Consider the following 17068-nt stretch of genomic DNA (forward strand, 5'->3'; position numbering starts at 1 on the left):
TGGCCCGCACGCCGCCGTCGGCGAGGGGCGTCAGCGGCGCGGGGTCACGGCCGTCAGCAGCTCCGAGGCCCGCCGGTCGAGCACGTCCCCGGCGAGGTACGTCCCGAGCAGCGCCGCGCCCAGCCCGTACGCGAGGCCCAGCGGCAGGGCCAGCCAGAGCCAGGCGTCGCCGAGCAGCGCCGCCGCGACCACCATCGGCACCGCGGCGGCTGCCGAGCCGATCATCGACAGCACGGTGAGGAGGCCCTTCGCCAGCCCGGCCCCGCTGTTCATCGCGAACGGGTTGCTCGTCTCCGGCAGCGAGTACGCCCCGAGCACCGAGACGAGCGAGTTGATCGCCAGCCCCACCCCGTACGAGGCGAGCAGGGTGCCGGCCAGCAGGCCCAGCCACGCCGGCCGGCCCAGCACCACCACCAGGACGACCGCGACGACGGCCAGGATCGGCAGCACGTACACCGAGAACGCCGTCGCCCGGGCGCGCAGCTCCAGCCGGCCCGGCACCCCGGCGACGACGTTCGCCGCGTACGCGCTGCCGTCGAAACCGAACTGGTTGGCCAGGGTGACCGAGGCGAGCACCCCGACGAAGAGGACCGAGAGGCTGGCCAGCACCGGGGAGGAGCTCGGGGCGGCGAACTCCATCCCGCTCTCCGTCGAGAAGCTCGTCCCGCCGAAGTTGACCATCACCGGCACGAAGATCCCGATCACCGCGAGCGTGATCAGGTTGGCCCGCCGCCGGGCGTCCCGCCACCAGTAGCGGCACTCCCGCGCGACCAGCGCGCCGAACCGGTCCCGCCGGGCCCAGCCGAGAGCCCGGGGGAAGAGCTGCGTCACCGCGCCGCCGACCGGGCCGCCGCGGGCCTTCGCCGTGCCCCCGCTGGCCGCCCCCACCATCGCCGACTCCAGCGACCGGGACCACCACCACAGCAGCGCCCCGATGCCCGCCGCCGTGATCAGCAGCTTCAGCGGGGCCGCCCACGCCCGCCCCTCGGCCACGTCGATGCCGACCGTCCACGGGGCGCCGAACGGGGTCCAGCCGACGACGCGGGCCACCCCGGCCAGCCGGTCCCAGTCGGCCTGCCGCAGGGCGGCCAGCCCCACGAGCTGCAACGGGCCCAGCAGCGCGGCGAGCACCGCGAGCAGCACGGCTGCCAGGTCACGTACCCGGCGGGACCGCAACATGGTGGCGAACGCGCTGGTCACCGCCCGGCTCGCGGCGACGCAGAGGACCAGCCCGGCGGCCACCCCGACGGCCGCGACCAGCGCCGCCGCCCACCCGCCCAGCATGCCGGCGGTGAGCACCAGACCGAGGGTCGCGATCAGCACCGCCACCGTCGGGACGCTGACCAGCGCGGCGGCGAGCAGCCCGGTGACCAGGGTGCGTCGCGTCAGCGGCAGCAGGGCGAACCGGGCCGGGTCGAGCGTCTCGTCCACGCCGAAGAAGACCAGCGGCAGCAGCAGCCAGCCGAGCACCAGCAGGCCCCCGCCGAACGCGGCGACCATCAGCGCGTACTTCGGCTCGCCGGCCAGCCCGGGGGCCGCCAACAGGAAGAACCCGGTGGCGGCGAACCAGAGCCCGGCGATCACGCCGCCCACGAACATCGCGATCCGCCAGCCCTGGCCGCGGAAGTTGTTGCCCATCACCCGCAGCTTGAGCCGGACGAAGTGCCGGGCCGAGACCGGTCGGGACCGTTCGGCGGGCGCGGTCACCGGGACAGCCATGCCAGCTCCTCGCCCGTCGCGGTGCGCCCGCCGACCACCTCGACGAACACGTCCTCCAACGAGCGGTCGCCGCGCACCTGGTCGAGGGTGCCGACCTGCTTGATCGTCCCCTCGGCGAGGATCGCGACGTGCGAGCAGAGCCGCTCCACGACCTCCATCACGTGGCTGGAGAAGACCACCGTCCCGCCGCCGACGACGTACCGGTGCAGGATGTCGCGGATCAGCGCCGCCGACACCGGGTCGACCGCCTCGAACGGCTCGTCGAGCACCAGCAGCCGGGGCCCGTGCAGCAGCGCGCAGGCCAGGCCGATCTTCTTCTTCATGCCGGCGGAGTAGTCCACCACCAGGGTCCGGCCGGCGTCGCCGAGGGCGAGCACGTCGAGCAGCTCCGCCGCCCGCTGGTCGACCACCGCCGGGTCCATGCCGCGCAGCAGGCCGTGGTACGCCAGCAGCTCCGCCCCGCTGAGCCGGTCGAACAGGCGCACGCCGTCCGGCATCACGCCGAAGAGTTGCTTTGCCCGGACCGGGTCGGTCCACACGTCGTGCCCGAGCACCCACGCCCCGCCCGCGTCCGGGCGGAGCAGCCCGACCGCCATGGACAGGGTGGTGGTCTTGCCGGCGCCGTTCGGGCCGAGCAGCCCGTAGAACGAGCCGGCCGGGACGTCGAGGTCGACGCCGGCCACCGCCACCTTGCCGTCGAACCGCTTGGCGAGGCCACGCAGCGCGAGCGCGGGGTGCTGATCAGTCATGCTCCGACGGTATCCGGCCGGGACGAGCGACCGCTCCCGCCACGGGACGAGCCCGGCCTCCTCCTCTGGCAGGAGGCTGGGTCCGGCGCGCGGCTGACCAGGCCGTCCAGGGGCAGCACGCCCTCCTCCCGCTACGGCGGGCGTCAGGAAGGGGCCCTTCCCTCGGCGCGCAGCGCCTCGGGGGAGTGCAGGCGGAGCATGGTGCCGGCGATGTCGGCGGGGAGCCGGCGGCGGGTCGCCGCCGACACCGCGACCATGACCGTGAAGGCGAGCGGGACCGTCCAGGCGGCCGGCTGCGTGGTGAGCGTGGCCGGCCAGCCGGACAGTGGCGGCCCGAGCACCGTCACCAGCACCGCCCCGACGGCCGCGCCGCCGCCGACCAGCACCCCGGCGGCGGCGCCCACGTCGGTCAGGCCGCGCCACCAGATGCCCAGCACCAGCAGCGGGCAGAAACTGGACGCGGCGACCGCGAAGGCCAAGCCGACCACCTGGGAGACCTCCAGCCCCGAGACGTTCAGCGCGAGCAGCGCCGGCACCCCGCCCGCGATCACCGTGGCCAGCCGGAAGCCGCGTACCGAGCCGCGCCCCAGCACGTCCGTGGAGATCACCCCGGCCACGCTGGTGAGCAGCCCGGAAGAGGTGGACAGGAACGCGGCGAACGCCCCGGCGGCGACCAGCGCGGCGAGCAGCCGGCCGGTCGTGCCGTCCCCGAGCGCCGCCCCGGGCAGCAGCACCACCACCGCGTCGGTCTGCCCGGTGACAAGCAGTTGCGGAGTGTAGATCCGGCCCAGCACCCCGTACAGGGTGGGCAGCAGGTAGAACGCGCCCACCAGGGCCAGCACCACCAGGGTGGTGCGCCGGGCCGCCGCGCCGTCCGGGTTGGTGTAGAACCGGACGAGCACGTGCGGCAGCCCCATGGTGCCCAGGAACGTGGCCAGGATCAGCGAGTAGGTGGCGAACAGCCCCCGGTCGTCGTCCCCGGCGGTGTCCGGCAGCAGCCAGTCGGCGGCGTCGATGGCCGTGCCGGAGACCTGCGGCACCGGGTCGCCGGCCGCGAAGTCGAGACGGTCGCCGGGGCGTACCTCCCGGGCGTCGCCGTCGGGGAAGGTGAGGGTCGCGCGGTGCTCGACCACGACGGTGGTCGCGGTCCGGAACGCCGGCCCGTCGGGCGGGGTCACCGCCGGGCGGGCGTCGGCCTGCCACTGCAACACCAGGAAGATCGCGGGTACGGCGAGCGCGGTGAGCTTCAGCCAGTACTGGAACGCCTGGACGAAGGTGATCGCCCGCATCCCGCCCAGCGCGACGTTCGCGGTGACCACCACCGCCACCAGCACCGCTCCGACCGGGTAGGCAGCCCCGGTCAGCGTGGCCAGGGTCAGCCCCGCCCCCTGGAGCTGCGGCACCAGGTACAGCCAGCCGATGAAGATCACGAACACGGTGGCCAGGGTGCGCAGCCGGCGCGAGCCGAGCCGCAGCTCGCAGAAGTCCGGCAGGGTGAACGCGCCGGAGCGGCGCAGCGGCGCGGCCACGAACAGCAGCAGCGCCAGGTAGCCGGCGGCGAAGCCGACCGGGTACCAGAGCACGTCCACGCCGTACTTGAGGATCAGCCCGGCCACGCCGAGGAAGCTCGCCGCCGACAGGTACTCGCCACCGATCGCGGCGGCGTTCCAGGTCGGGCTGACCGAGCGGGAGGCGACCAGGAAGTCGGAGGTGGTGCGGGCCAGCCGCAGCCCGTAGAAGCCGATCCCGACGGTGACCAGGGTGACCGCGACGATCGCCGGAACGACGTACCCGTTGGCCATCTCAGCGCTCCGGCCGCTGGACCAGGTCGGTGAAGTCCTGCTCGTTGCGCTCCGCCAGCCGCACGTACGCCCAGCCGACCGCGATCAGGAACGGGAAGGAGACCACCCCCAACAGCAGCCAGGGCAGGTTCACCCCGAACACGGTGACCCGGCCCACCGCCGGTGCGATGGCGAACAGCCAGGGCAGGCCGCCCAGCCCGATCAGCACCACCAGGCTCAGCCGCAGCGCCAACGCGAGCTGGGCCCGGACCAGCCCCCGGACCAGCGCCTCGCCCACCCGGGTCTGCTGGGCCAGCTCGGCCCGGGCCCGGTCCGCGCCGGGCTCCCGGCGGGACACCTCCGCCAGCACGATCCGGGTCCGGCCCGGCACGACCGGCACCCGACCCGACGGCCCGGTCACGGTCACCGGCGGCCGGCCGGGTGTTCCGCTGCGGGGCGATGGGACCCGGCCGGGCGTCCCGCCGGGGGCCTTCGGCGTCCGGCCCGGCGTTTCGCTTCGGGCCACCGGCGTCCGGCCCGGCGTTTCGCCTCGGGCCACCGGCGTCCGGCCCGGCGTTTCGCCTCGGGCCACCGGCGTCCGGCTCGGGGCGTCCGGTGACCCGGCCGGGCCTGGGGCCCGGGGTGGCGGTACGGGATCGTCGGGTGCGGCCACCCCGGCAGTCTCGCCCGAACGGCGGGATTGTCAAGGGCGCCCGTGCGGTGGCCGTCCACCGCGCGGTGCCGGGTCCGTGCCGGCCGTCCGCGTGCCGGGCCTCACCGGTAGCGGGGGGTGGGGCAGGTCAGGGCCGTCGCCCCTGTCGGCGCCGATCCCAGCAGTTCGCGGGCCGCCGCCCGGCCCAGGTTCGCCGTCCGGACGTGGTCGATCGGCAGCTCGAAGGCGATGTCCCGCAGCGCACAGGAGCGCAGCGGCTCGGGCAGCCGGTCCAGCGCCGGCACCGCGTCGGCGGAGAGCCGGGAGACGTACTCCACGTCGATCATTCCGGTCAGCCGGTACCGGTCGACGTTGCGCTCGGCGATCAGCCGGTCCGGGTTGACGGCCGCCAGCCCGAGCAGGGCGAGCACCGCCGTACCCACCACCAGCGGCGGCAGCCAGCCGGCCCGCAGTCGCACCACGGCCACGCCGACCAGGACGAACAGCGCCCCGAGCCACAGCTCGACGGCGGCCACCACCAGCCGTAGCCGGGTCGCTCCGTACGCGTCGGCGTACACCTGCATCCGGTACAGCGCGGAGGCGACCACGACGAGGCTGAGCGCGGTGAGCGTGCCGAGCAGGAGCCGGAACAGGAGCCGGTCGGCTCGGGTGGTCCGGGGTGCCCACCGGGCGGTCCCGGCGATCACCAGCAGGGTGAGGGCGGAGACCGCCAGCAGTTGCCAGAAGCCGCCCCGGGCGTACTGGGCGTAGCTGAGGCCGGCGGTGCGCAGCACGTGGGCGGAGCCGCCGAACAACACGGTGAGCTGCACCAGCACGAACGCGGCGAACAGCGCGTCGAGCAGGGCCAGCGGCACCACCCACTCCAGCCGGCGCACGGGCCGGGCCGGGGCGGCCCGCAGCCCGTCCAGGTCGGCCGGCGCCGCCAGCAGGTACGCCGCGCCGAGCAGGCCGGCGCCGATCAGCGCGCAGCGGAACAGCCAGCCGACCGTCGCGCCCACCGACACCTCGGGCAGCAGGTCCGTCACCAGGTCGGCGAAGACCGCGTCGGCCGAGGAGAAGAGCAGGCCGAAGACGAGCAGCAGCGCCACCGACGCGGCGACGGTGGCGAGGCCGCGCCCGACCGTCGATCCGCCGGGGCCGGACCGGGGCAGCCCGCGTCCCGCCCAGAGGAGCGCCCGGAACGGGGCCGCCGGGGTGATCGAAGCGGCCGTGAGCATGCCCAGCGGTGTCCGGCCACCCGCCACGGCGAGGACGCCGGTGACCACGGCGGCGAGCAGGCAGAGCACGAAGAGCCAGCCGGCCGCCCGGACGTACCCGACCGAGACGAGGGCGATGGTGGCGGTCGCCCAGACCAGCCGTGCTCGGCCCGGGGCCCGCCCCGCCGCCCGCCCCGGTGCCCCCGTGGCGTCGGGACGGGCGGCGGTTCGGACCGTCGTCTCAGGGGAGCTGATCGGGCCGGGCGGTGGATCGGGCACCGGGCCGTGCGTCGAGCCGTCCGGTGCGGGGTTCCGGTGTCCCGTGCCGGCCGGGACGAGCGCGGCGGTCGCGGCGAGCACCGCCACCAGCCAGCCGAGCCCGGGTCGGTCGAAGGGGACGGAGAACGCCGCCACCACGGCGGCCACGGCCACCGCGCCGAGCACCACGGGCCGGGCCGGCCCGTTCGGCCCAGGCCACCGCCGCTCGAAGAAGGACGGTGGCCGCGGCGGCACCCCCGGCCGGGGCACCCCGGAGGCCACCTGCCCCCCACCGCCCGCCACCACCTGCTGCCCGCTCGCGACCGCCACTCCCCCCTCGATCATGGACTCGTGCTGGGGTACGTCTGCTGATTTGTCGCTCTTGTCGGGCACCACAACTCCTTGATCGACGCCGAGGGGAAGGGGGAGGGGAGGGAGGGAGGGGAGGGAGGGGAGGGAGGTTAGGGGTGGGTGGGGTGGGGGAGGGACACGCGGATGCGGCAGCCGGGGTGGGCGCCTGGGTGGGGTGGGTGGGGGTCCAGGACGGCGATGGCGCCGCCGTGCAGCTCCACCACCCAGCGCGCGATCGCCAGGCCCAGTCCGGTCCCGCCGCCCCCCGACCGGTCGCCCCGGGTGAACCGCTCGAAGACCCGGGAGCGCTCGGCGACCGGGATGCCCTCGCCCTCGTCGGTGACCTCGAAGTGCAGGTGGCCGTCCTGCTCCTCCGCGCCGACCAGCACCGTTCCGCCCGCCGGGCTGTGCCGGGCGGCGTTGTCCAGCAGATTGGCGAAGACCTGGTGCAGCCGCGACGGGTCCGCGTACACGGTCAGCGGGGCCGGCAGCGGGTCGAGCCGGAAGCGGACGTCCCGCCCGACCCCGGCGGCGGTCGCCGCCGCGTGCTCCACGGCCTCGTCAAGGAAGTCGGCGACGTCGATCTGTGTGCGGCGCAGCGGCACCACCCCGGCGTCCAGCCGGGACAGGTCGAGCAGGTCGGCGACGAGGTGGCTGAGCCGCTCGGTCTGGGCCAGTGCGGTGCGCAGTGCGGCCGGTTCGGTCGGGGCGACGCCGTCGACCAGGTTCTCCAGCACCCCCCGCAGCGCGGTGATCGGTGTACGCAGTTCGTGCGAGACGTTCGCGATCAGCTCCCGCCGGCGCTGGTCGGCCGCGGCGAGGTCGGCGGCCATCTTGTTGAACGCGTGGGCCAGCTCGCCGACCTCGTCGCGGGAGGTGGCCCGGACCCGCCGGGAGTAGTCGCCCCGGGCCATCGCCCCGGCCGCCGCGGTCATCTCCCGCAGCGGGGAGGTCATCCCGTGCGCGAGCACCTGCGAGGTGAGCAGGGCCAGGCCGATCGCCGTCGCCGAGGTCATCGGGGGCAGCCAGCCGATGGCGTGCCAGAAGTAGGCCAGGCCGGCTGCGCCCGAGGTGACCAGCAGGACGCCCAGCTTCACCTTGATCGAGCGGACCGGGTCGAGCGGCCGGGGCAGCACCCGGTTCAGCCAGGTCACCAGCCGGTCGGTGGTCACGGCTGAGCCTCCAGCGCGTAGCCCACGCCGTGCACGGTGCGGATCAGGTCCGCGCCGAGCTTGCGGCGCAGCGCCTTCACGTGGCTGTCCACCGTCCGGGTGCCGGCGCCTTCCGCCCAGCCCCACACGTCGGCGAGCAGCCGCTCCCGGGGCAGCACCGCACGCGGCCGGCCGGCGAGGTGCACCAGCAGGTCGAACTCGGTGGGGGTCAGGTGCACCTCGACGCCGTCCCGCAGCACCCGGCGCTCGGCCTGGTTGATCTCGACGTCGCCGACCGTGAGCGTCGCGGGTCCGCCGGCCGCCGCCCGCTCGACCCGGCGTAGCAGCACGTGCACCCGGGCGGCCAGCTCCCGCATCGAGAACGGCTTGGTGAGGTAGTCGTCCGCCCCGACGGCCAGCCCCACGAGCAGGTCGGTCTCGTCGTCGCGGGCGGTCAGCATGAGGACGGGCACCGGCCGGTCGCCCTGGATCCGCCGGCACACCTCCAGGCCGTCGAAGCCCGGCAGCATGACGTCGAGGACGACGAGATCGGGCTGCCAGGTCCGGAACCGGTCCACGGCGCTGGGCCCGTCCCCGGCGATCTCCACCGTGAAGCCCTCGGCCCGTAGCCGGGTGGCGACCGACTCGGCGATCGTCCGCTCGTCCTCGACCACCAGCACCCTGCGTTCCCTCATGGGAGGTGACTGTAGGCAGGGGCCGTGGAGATCGGTGGGGCACGTTGTGAACAACCTGTGGAGAACTCTCCACACCTGTGGATAACCCGGTGGACAACGCGGGTGAGCCAGCCTTCGGGCAAGGTCGCCGTGGACGAACGGGACGAAGGTCCCCGTAGGTTCAGTCCAGGCCGATCCGTTCGGGGCGGGCGGAGGCGGAGCCGAGCCAGGTGTGCGGGTTGCCGTGCCAGCACCAGCCGAGCTTCGGCGCGCCCTGGCTGATCCACAGTGCCGGCACCCGGCGGTCCCCGCACCGCGACCCGACCAGCGAGAAGCACTTGTTCGGGGCCAGCGCGGCCGGGAAGTGGGTGACGAAGGCGATCCCTTCGTCGATGCTGATCGGCAGCCGGCCGACGGGCGTCATCGCCTCGACGGCGGCGGCGGGCGTCAGGTTGCGGAACTCCTCCCCCCGGTTGACGTCGAACAGCAGGTAGGCCGGCCCGGCCGGCAGCTCCAACTCCCTGATCGGCTCGAACTTCGGCAGGTCGTCGAGGGGGAAGTTCCTGTCGAGGAAGCCGGGCTTGCGCTTGCCGGCGAGGGTGGTCAGGGCGAGGCGGTCCGGCACGGGCACCAGGTCGCGGGTGACCACCAGCAGGAACGGCACCCGCGCCTCGGTGGGCGGCGGCAGCTCGGCCGCGCCGGCCACGGCGGCGGCCCGCAGCGGCGCGACCAGTTCGGTGAACCGGTCGACGGTCCAGCCGGCGAGGGCCGGGTAGCCGAGGCGGACGAGGTTGGCGACCTGCCGGTCGAACTCGACGCCGGGGTCGAAGCCGCCGGTTTCGATGACGCCGGTTTCGATGACGCCGGTGCGGTCCAGGTCGGTGGTGCGGTCTGGGTCGGTGGTGCGGTCCATGACGGTCACGGTGGCCTCCCGGGAGTCGGACGTCTACCGTACAACGTACGGCGGCGTTCCGGCTGTTCCCGGCTCAGCGGTTCCAGTCCTGCTTGGCGGCGCGGACCAGCTTGTCCTTCAGCTCCCTGGTGTGCCGCCGGCTGACCGGCAGCTCCGTGCCGTCGAGCACCACGACGTAGCCGGAGTTGACCAGGCGCAGCTCGGCGATCAGCTTCAACTGCACCAGGTACGACCGGTGGATGCGCACGAATCCCGCGTCCGCCCAGCGCTCGGCGAGGGTGGCCAGCGAGACCCGGACCAGGTGCGAACCGTCGGCGGTGTGCAGCCGGGCGTAGTCGCCCTGCGCCTCCACCCAGCGCACCGCCGAGCGGGGCAGCATCCGGGTGGTGCCGGCCAGCTCGACCGGGATCGTCGGGTCCTCCTCCGCCCGGGCCAGCGCCGCCGGGTGCGTCGGCACCACCCGGGCGCCGACGACCCGGCGCAGCGACTCGGCCAGCCGCTCGGCCCGTACCGGCTTGCGCACGTAGTCCGTCGCGCCCAGGTCGAAGGCGTCCACCGCGCCGTCGTCGTACGCGGTGACGAAGACGATCGCCGGGGGCCGGGCGAACCGGCGCAGCACCCGGGCCAGCTCCATGCCGTCCAGCCCGGGCATCCGGATGTCCAGGAAGACCACGTCCACGTCGCCGTCGCGGAGCACCCGCAGCGCCTCGGTGGCGTCCCCCGCCGTGTGCAGCCGGGCCACCCGGGGGTCGGCCCGCAGGTGGTACGCCAGCTCGTCCAGCGCCGGCGGCTCGTCGTCGACCGCCAGCACCCGCAGGAAGGCGCCGGTGGCCAGCCCGGCGGGGCCGGACCGCTCGGTCACGAGCCCGCCCGCACGCCGGGGTGGAACTTCGGCACCCGCATGCTCACCTTCGTACCCGAGCCGAGGCCGGTCTCGACGACCAGGCCGAACCGGTCCCCGAAGGCCGAGCGGAGCCGCTCGTCGACGTTGGAGAGGCCGACGTGCTGGCCCGGGTCGTCGGTCGGGTCGCTGCCGGCCCCGGCCAGCTCGGCGATCCCGGCGGTCAGCGTCGTCGGGTCCATGCCCACTCCGTCGTCCTCCACCGTGATGTGGCACTCGGCACCCGCGTCCCGGGCCTCGATGCTCACCATGCCGGTGCCGGGCTTGCGGGACAACCCGTGGCGGACGGCGTTCTCCACCAACGGCTGGAGGCAGAGGAACGGCAGCGTCACCGGCAGCACCTCCGGGGCGATCTGCAACCGCACCTGGAGCCGGTCGCCGAACCGGGCCCGCTCGATGGTCAGGTACCGGTCGATCGAGCGCAGCTCCTCGGCCAGGGTGGTGAACTCGCCGTGCGCGCGGAACGAGTACCGGGTGAACTCGGCGAACTCCAGGATCAGCTCCCGGGCCCGCTCCGGATCGGTCCGGACGAACGACCCGATCGCGGTCAGCGCGTTGTAGATGAAGTGCGGGCTGATCTGGGCGCGCAGCGCGCGCACCTCGGCCCGGGCCAGCCGCTCCCGGGAGGCGTCCAGCTCGGCCAGGGCGAGCTGGTTGCCGGCCCAGTGCGCGGTCTCCAGGGTGGCCTGCACCAGCCCCGGCGCGGGCGGGCCGTCGGCGACCGCGACCAGCGCCCCGACCACCCGGCCGTCGGCGCGCAACGGGGCGACCACCGCGCCCCGGACCGGGCAGTCGACCCGGTCGCAGTGCAGCTCCGGCTCCCCCAGCACGGTCGACCGCCCGCCGGAGACCGCCCGCCGGGCCGCCGCGACGAGCTGGCCGGTGTGGTGCGTCCCGCGCCCGTCGAGGGCGAGCAGGGTGTCCCGGTCGGTCAGGGCCAGCCCGGCCGCCCCGACCAGGGCCCGCAGGTGGCGTACGGCCTTCGCCGCGCCTGCCGTGCTCAGGCCGGCCCGCAGCGACTCGGCGGCCAGCCCGGCGGTGTGCAGCACCTCGTAGGTGGCCCGCTGGGTGGCGGTGGCGATGCCCCGTCGGGCGCGCAGCCGGACCACCGCGTACAGCGCCGCGGCCAGCGCGGTCACCAGCGAGACCACGCCGACCACGGCGGAGACGTTGCCACCCACGCAGCGATCCTGGCGTGTCCCGGCCGCTACGCCAAGACCGTCAGTACGCGCCCTTGCTCGCCAACACCACGCCCACCGTGCGCCACAGGATGCTCAGGTCGTACGCCAGCGACCAGTTGTCGACGTAGTAGAGGTCCAGCCGGACCGCCTCGTCCCAGGACAGGTCGGAGCGGCCGGAGACCTGCCACAGCCCGGTCATGCCCGGCCGGACCAGCAGCCGGCGGCGCACGTCGCCGAGGAAGTCGCCGTCGTCGGCGGGCAGCGGACGCGGCCCGACCAGCGACATCTCGCCCCAGAGCACGTTGATCAACTGGGGCAGCTCGTCGAGCGAGGAGGCCCGCAGGAAGCGGCCCACCGGGAAGACCCGGGGGTCCTCCTTAATCTTGAACAGCATGCCGTCGGTCTCGTTCTGGTCGACCAGGCCGGCCAGCCGGTCCTCGGCGTCGACGTACATGGTGCGGAACTTCCACACCCGGAACGTGCGGCCCTCGTGGCCGACCCGGGGCTGGCGGAAGAAGACCGGGCCGGGATCGGAGAGCCGGATCGCCACGCCGATGGCCAGGAAGGCCGGGACGAGCAGCAGCAGGCCGACGCCGGCGGCGACCCGGTCCATCAGGTTCTTGACCAGCAGCGCCGGGCCCGACAGGGTCGGCTCCTCGACGTGCAGCAGCGGCAGCCCCTCGATCGGGCGGATGTGCACCCGGGGGCCGGCGATGTCGGTGAGCTGCGGGGCCACCACCAGGTCGACGCCGGAGCCCTCCAGCTGCCAGGCCAGCCGGCGCAACTCGCCCGGCTCGGCGCTGGCCGAGCCGCAGACCGCGATCGTGTCGCCGCCGACCTCCCGGACCAGGGCGAGGACGTCCCGGCCGGCGTACACCGGGACCGGGGTCTGCATGCCCCGGGCGGCGGCGTACCCGTCGGTGATGTGGATGGCCACCGGCACCAGCCCGGCGCTCGGGTTGCGGGTGACTGCGGTGTAGACCTCCAGGCACTCCGGGAGCGTGCCCACCAGCACCATCCGGTGCCCGGCCTGGCCGACCCGGCGGCGGAGCGCGTGCAGCGTGGACCGGGCCAGGATGCGGCCGAACAGGATCAGCAGCAACGCCCCGAGCAGCGCGAAGCCGACCGTCCACCGGGAGAGCTGCGTCACGGTGGCGAAGGCGAGGAAGGAGACCGTCGCGGCGACCGCGACGCCGCCCCGGATCACCCGCTTGAACTCGTCCGGGCCCAGGCCCAGGTAGCGGCGGTCGTACGCCCGGTTGCCCCACAGGATCACCACCCAGCCGAGCGGCAGCAGGACGAAGGCGACCGTGTAGAACCAGGTGGGATCCTCCTCCACGCCGTAGAAGCCGGAGGCCGCCTGGTCGAAGATCTGGATGGCGAGAAAGCTCGCCAGCGCCGCCGCCCCGAAGTCGAGCAGCAGCAGGGCGGTGGTGTAGGGCCGGTGCCAGCGTGACACCCGCCGACGTGCCCGGGCCCAGGCCGACCGAGGCACGCCGTTGTGTGACGGCGGCGTCGGCGGCTGGATCTCGAAGCTGTCGACGTGCCGCACGAGTTCGCTCCGGCCTTCGCTGGTTACCGGGCGCTGGAGGCTTGTCGTCACCTCACCCATGTCCTCCCGCATGACGCGCGCCGCTCACTCGCAGTGAGGGCACGGGTCGCCCACCGTTCAGTTTCCCACGCGGGGCCCGCACCGGATGTAGACCCGAGGGACTTCTCGCCCGGTGTGCCGCGTGGGATCCGGCCGGCTCCACCTCAGGTGCGAAAGCCGGGGACCGAGCCACTATACCGATGGATGGCGGCCCCGGTAGAGGTGCGGACCGGGAGGATCGGCGCTCGGCCGGCGATTCCACTCCGTAACCACCCTGTGTCGTCACTCACCGTACGAGTCTGGACAACCGACGGTCAGCGAGCGGCTTGCCGCCGGTCTGGCAGGTGGGGCAGTACTGGAGGCTGGAATCGGCGAACGAGACCTCCCGGACCGTGTCACCGCAGGTCGGACACGGTAGGCCGGCCCGGGCGTGCACGGTCAGCCCGGAACGCTTCTCGCCCTTCAACTCCGCCGCCTTCTGTCCCAGTGAGCGGGATACCGCGTCGCCCAGCACCCGGCGGGTCGCCTCGTGCAGGGCGGCGACCTGCTCGTCGGTCAGCCGGTCGGACAGCGCGAACGGGGACAGCTTCGCGGCGTGCAGGATCTCGTCCGAGTACGCGTTGCCCACCCCGGCCAGCACCGTCTGGTCGGTCAGCACCCCCTTGACCTGGCCGCGGCGGCTACGGATCCGCTCGGCGAAGGTGGCCAGGTCGGCGGCGAGCGCGTCCGGGCCGAGCTTCGCCACCCCGGGCACCGCCGCCGGGTCGGTGACCAGGTAAGCGGCCAGCTTCTTCTGGGTGCCCGCCTCGGTCAGGTCGAAGCCGGAGCCGTCGTCGAGCCGGACCCGCAGGGCGATCGGCCCCTTGCCGGGGCGCAACGGCCCACCGGAGGAGAACGACTCCCGGTAGTGCAGCCAGCCCGCCCGGGCCAGGTGCACCACCAGGTGCAGGTCGTCGCCGAACACCACGTCCAGGAACTTGCCGTGTCGCCGGGCGTCGGTCACCGTACGGCCCGACACGGCGGCCGGCGCCGGCTCGTACGTCTTCAGGGCGCTGATCGCGGCGACCTCGACCCGGTCGACGCGCCGCCCCACGGCGCGCTCCCGCAGGTAGCCGGCGAGCGCTTCCACCTCGGGAAGTTCAGGCATCAGCCAACGGTAGCCTTCTTTCCCGTGAGAATCGTGGTGGCGCACAACCGGTACCGGGAAGCCCAACCCTCCGGCGAGAACACGATCGTCGACGCGGAGATCGCCCAGCTCACGGCGGCCGGGGTCGAGGTGCTGCCGTTCCTGCGCAGCTCCGACGAGATCCCGACCATGCCGAAGTCGGCCAAGGCGCTGCTGCCGGTCTCCCCGATCTACGCCCCCCGGGCCCAGCAGGAGCTGAGCCGGCTGATCACCGAGCACCGGCCGGACGTGCTGCACCTGCACAACCCGTACCCGCTGCTCTCGCCCTGGGTGGTGCGGACCGCGCACAAGCACGGCGTGCCGGTGGTGCAGACGGTGCACAACTACCGGCAGGTCTGCTCCTCCGGGCTGTACTTCCGAGACGGCATGATCTGCCAGGACTGCCGGGGCCGGGCGCTCGGCGTGCCGGCGATCGTGCACCGCTGCTACCGGGGTTCGCGGGCGCAGAGCGCGCTGATGGCCACCACGCTGGCGGTGCACCGGGGCACCTGGAAGTCGGTGGACCGGTTCGTCGCGCTCACCTCGGCGGTTGCCGACCACCTGCGCGACTACGGTGTCCCGGCGGACCGGATCGTGGTGAAGCCGAACGGCATCCCCGATCCGGGGGCACCCGCGCCGCTCGGCGACGGCTTCCTGTACATGGCCCGGCTCTCCCCGGAGAAGGGGCTGGGCCTGCTGCTGGACGCCTGGCGGCGACACCCGGACGGCTCGCTCGGCCCGCTGCGCATCGCCGGTGACGGCGAGCTGCGCCCGCTGGCCGAGGCCGCCGCCGCCGAGCGCGCCGACGTCACCTACCTCGGCCCGCTGGACCGTGCCGGGGTGCGCGCGGCGATCGAGGCCAGCGCGGTGATCATCGCTGCGTCCACCTGGCACGACGTGTTGCCCACGGTGATCATCGAGGCGCTGGCGAGCGGACGTCCGGTGCTCGGCACCGCCCTCGGCGGCATCCCGTACCTGCTCGGCGCGGACGGCCCGCGCGAACCCGCTGGCACCGGCCCGGCCGCCGTCGCCACCGCCGCGCCGGGGGAGGGCCGCGTCGCGCTGCCCGCCGGGGTGCAGGCGGGCGAGGCGGGTTGGGTGGTGCCCCCGGAGCCGGCTGCCATGGCCGCCGCCCTGCCGGTGGCCATGGCCGGCGCGGCGCTGCTCGCCCCGGCGGCCCGGGCCCGCTACGAGCGCACCTTCCACCCCGACGTGGTCACGCGGCAGCTCATCGACGTGTACGCCTCTCTCGGTTGACCGCTCAGCGGAGCCGGCGGTGCGCTGGGCCGGCGGGCGGGGCGTGCGCGTCTACGTGGTGCGTGAGCGCGGCGGTCCGGACTTCCCGGAGGGCATCGATCTCGGCCTGATCCGCGGCGTCGTGCAGAACCTCGACGGGTACGTGCACGCTGCGCTCGCCTACCTGCGGGCCTCGCTGCTGGCGGACCCGGGGCTCTTCGGGCTGAGCGTGGACCACGTAACGGCGTACGAGGGGTTGGAGCCGCACGGTCTACCGCTGTCGGAGCCGGAACTGACGTTCCGCACCGGCGACGAGTGGGATCTGCGGTTCGCGGAGGACAGCATGCCGATCTGCGACCCGTACGGGATCATCGTCACGTTCGACCGGGACCGGCCGGTGCGGGTGGAGGACCTCAGCGAGGCCGAGGACGCCTAGCCAGGGCGTGTGTCGAGGCGGGAGACGCACGGCCACGTCTCCGGCGGCAGGCAAGCACGTCCCTGGTTGGCCCGGGGGGCCGTGGCCGGGGCGGAGCTGTGGGCGAGGCGGTCGATGCCGTGGGCTGCGCCTATGGAGCTGAGTCGTTTACGTCATCACCGCCGGTCGGGCCACCGCCGTCGCGTTGCCCACCGCCGTCGCGTTGCCCACCGCCGTCGCGTTGCCCACCGCCGTCGCGTTGCCCACCGCCGTCGCGTTACCCACCGCCCCGTCGGGTCGTCGCTTGCGGTCGCCGATCGCGGCGGGCATGGCTGATGTCGTATCCGACTCAGCTCCACAGGCGCCGGGACGCATACCTGCCGTGGAGCGGCGCCCACGCCAGGACCCCCGAGACCTCCTGATCGAAGCGCTCCCGCCCGACTTCGCAATCGCCCTGCCCTACCCGAAACGAGGCCACACGTCGTGAGCGAGTCTGCGCTGGTAGTGGGATTGTCGGGCTCGGGCTTGGAATGTTCGTCGCCAGATCGACCAGTGCAGGGTGTGCTCTGGTGGTAGGGGTGTGGCGAGGACGAAGGCGTTGAGGAGTCGGCGGATCTCGGCGACGGTCAACGTGATGATCTCCGGGTCGGCGTCGGGCTGCTGGGCAGCCGCCAGCAGCTGTGCTGCTGCCACTCGGCGGTGGGATCCGCTCGGCGAGGTCGTCGACGCGCACGAGGTAGCCGGGGCCGTTGTCGTCCTGGTGGAGCTGCTCCGGGCGTAACTACCGGACCGCAGGCTGGCACGCTCAAAGGTCTTCGGCGGTAGGAAATAGGTCCACCCTGCGCAACATCAGGGGTGCCGCCAGACCCACCCAGCCAGGTGCCGCCCTCAGTGCTCCAACGTCACTTGGCCTCGGCGTTGAGCTGGCTGATCACCGAGCACCGGCCGGACGTGCTGCACCTGCACAACCCGTACCCGCTGCGCTCGCCCTGGGTGTTGCGGACCGCACACAAACACGGCGGGCTGGTGGTGCAGACGGTGTCTGTCGAGCTGGAAACAACGTTGCCCGGCTTTTCCCCCCCGGCGCTATATTGATCATGGTTCGGTCCGAAAA

The 17068-nt window shown here is 74.1% G+C and carries 17 protein-coding genes; 3 read left to right on the forward strand and 14 right to left on the reverse strand.

The features are described from left to right. Positions 1–30: 30 nt before the first annotated feature. From C5N14_RS12290 to C5N14_RS12345, 12 genes are all read right to left on the reverse strand, one after another. The gene (locus C5N14_RS12290) at positions 31–1719 is read right to left on the reverse strand and encodes an ABC transporter permease (RefSeq protein WP_117668214.1); all 1689 of its coding nucleotides are present in this window, start codon (positions 1717–1719) and stop codon (positions 31–33) included. Continuing rightward, entirely contained in the window at positions 1704–2468 is a 765-nt protein-coding gene (locus C5N14_RS12295) for an ABC transporter ATP-binding protein (RefSeq protein WP_117668215.1), read from the reverse strand. Before C5N14_RS12295 ends, C5N14_RS12290 begins: the two co-directional genes overlap by 16 nt. Positions 2469–2611: 143 nt before the next feature. Then, positions 2612–4270 (reverse strand): cation acetate symporter, encoded by a 1659-nt coding sequence (locus C5N14_RS12300; protein WP_117668216.1) that lies wholly within the window; start codon positions 4268–4270, stop codon positions 2612–2614. Between the two features lies 1 nt (position 4271). Next, positions 4272–4640 carry a hypothetical protein gene (locus C5N14_RS12305; protein WP_353962198.1) on the reverse strand — a complete coding sequence of 123 codons (369 nt, stop codon included), beginning with the start codon at positions 4638–4640 and terminating at the stop codon, positions 4272–4274. A gap of 383 nt (positions 4641–5023) precedes the next feature. Then, positions 5024–6769, reverse strand: a complete 1746-nt coding sequence (locus C5N14_RS12310) for a DUF4153 domain-containing protein (protein WP_243639479.1) — start codon at positions 6767–6769, stop codon at positions 5024–5026. A gap of 68 nt (positions 6770–6837) precedes the next feature. Beyond that, the gene (locus C5N14_RS12315) at positions 6838–7899 is read right to left on the reverse strand and encodes an ATP-binding protein (RefSeq protein ID WP_117668218.1); all 1062 of its coding nucleotides are present in this window, start codon (positions 7897–7899) and stop codon (positions 6838–6840) included. Continuing rightward, positions 7896–8573 (reverse strand): response regulator transcription factor, encoded by a 678-nt coding sequence (locus C5N14_RS12320; protein WP_117668219.1) that lies wholly within the window; start codon positions 8571–8573, stop codon positions 7896–7898. The genes C5N14_RS12315 and C5N14_RS12320 overlap by 4 nt, the downstream gene beginning before the upstream one ends. 160 nt (positions 8574–8733) lie before the next feature. Continuing rightward, on the reverse strand, positions 8734–9465 hold the full coding sequence (locus C5N14_RS12325) for a DUF5701 family protein (RefSeq protein ID WP_243639481.1): 732 nt from the start codon (positions 9463–9465) through the stop codon (positions 8734–8736). A gap of 73 nt (positions 9466–9538) precedes the next feature. Beyond that, positions 9539–10300 (reverse strand): LytTR family DNA-binding domain-containing protein, encoded by a 762-nt coding sequence (locus C5N14_RS12330; protein WP_117668296.1) that lies wholly within the window; start codon positions 10298–10300, stop codon positions 9539–9541. Positions 10301–10323: 23 nt separating this feature from the next. After that, positions 10324–11547 carry a sensor histidine kinase gene (locus tag C5N14_RS12335; RefSeq protein WP_117668220.1) on the reverse strand — a complete coding sequence of 408 codons (1224 nt, stop codon included), beginning with the start codon at positions 11545–11547 and terminating at the stop codon, positions 10324–10326. A 40-nt stretch (positions 11548–11587) separates the two neighbouring features. Further along, on the reverse strand, positions 11588–13159 hold the full coding sequence (locus C5N14_RS12340) for a sugar transferase (RefSeq protein ID WP_207892714.1): 1572 nt from the start codon (positions 13157–13159) through the stop codon (positions 11588–11590). A 265-nt stretch (positions 13160–13424) separates the two neighbouring features. Then, positions 13425–14285 carry an Fpg/Nei family DNA glycosylase gene (locus tag C5N14_RS12345; RefSeq protein ID WP_117668222.1) on the reverse strand — a complete coding sequence of 287 codons (861 nt, stop codon included), beginning with the start codon at positions 14283–14285 and terminating at the stop codon, positions 13425–13427. 24 nt (positions 14286–14309) lie between these two features. Here C5N14_RS12345 and C5N14_RS12350 point away from each other — a divergent pair, with 24 nt between their 5' ends. Beyond that, positions 14310–15560 (forward strand): glycosyltransferase, encoded by a 1251-nt coding sequence (locus C5N14_RS12350; RefSeq protein WP_117668223.1) that lies wholly within the window; start codon positions 14310–14312, stop codon positions 15558–15560. A gap of 19 nt (positions 15561–15579) precedes the next feature. Beyond that, positions 15580–15975: a hypothetical protein gene (locus tag C5N14_RS12355; RefSeq protein ID WP_117668224.1), complete on the forward strand. Its 396-nt coding sequence runs from the start codon at positions 15580–15582 to the stop codon at positions 15973–15975. Between the two features lie 147 nt (positions 15976–16122). Here C5N14_RS12355 and C5N14_RS32100 read toward each other — a convergent pair whose 3' ends face one another. Beyond that, positions 16123–16284 carry a hypothetical protein gene (locus tag C5N14_RS32100; RefSeq protein ID WP_165878086.1) on the reverse strand — a complete coding sequence of 54 codons (162 nt, stop codon included), beginning with the start codon at positions 16282–16284 and terminating at the stop codon, positions 16123–16125. 129 nt (positions 16285–16413) lie between these two features. Further along, on the reverse strand, positions 16414–16647 hold the full coding sequence (locus tag C5N14_RS12360) for a hypothetical protein (protein ID WP_243639483.1): 234 nt from the start codon (positions 16645–16647) through the stop codon (positions 16414–16416). Positions 16648–16845: 198 nt separating this feature from the next. On the opposite strand from C5N14_RS12360, the gene C5N14_RS12365 reads away from it, so the two are divergent. After that, positions 16846–17049 carry a hypothetical protein gene (locus C5N14_RS12365; RefSeq protein ID WP_117668225.1) on the forward strand — a complete coding sequence of 68 codons (204 nt, stop codon included), beginning with the start codon at positions 16846–16848 and terminating at the stop codon, positions 17047–17049. The last annotated feature ends 19 nt before the right edge of the window (positions 17050–17068 follow it).

The organism is Micromonospora sp. MW-13, assembly GCF_003434305.1.
Classification (GTDB): domain Bacteria; phylum Actinomycetota; class Actinomycetes; order Mycobacteriales; family Micromonosporaceae; genus Micromonospora.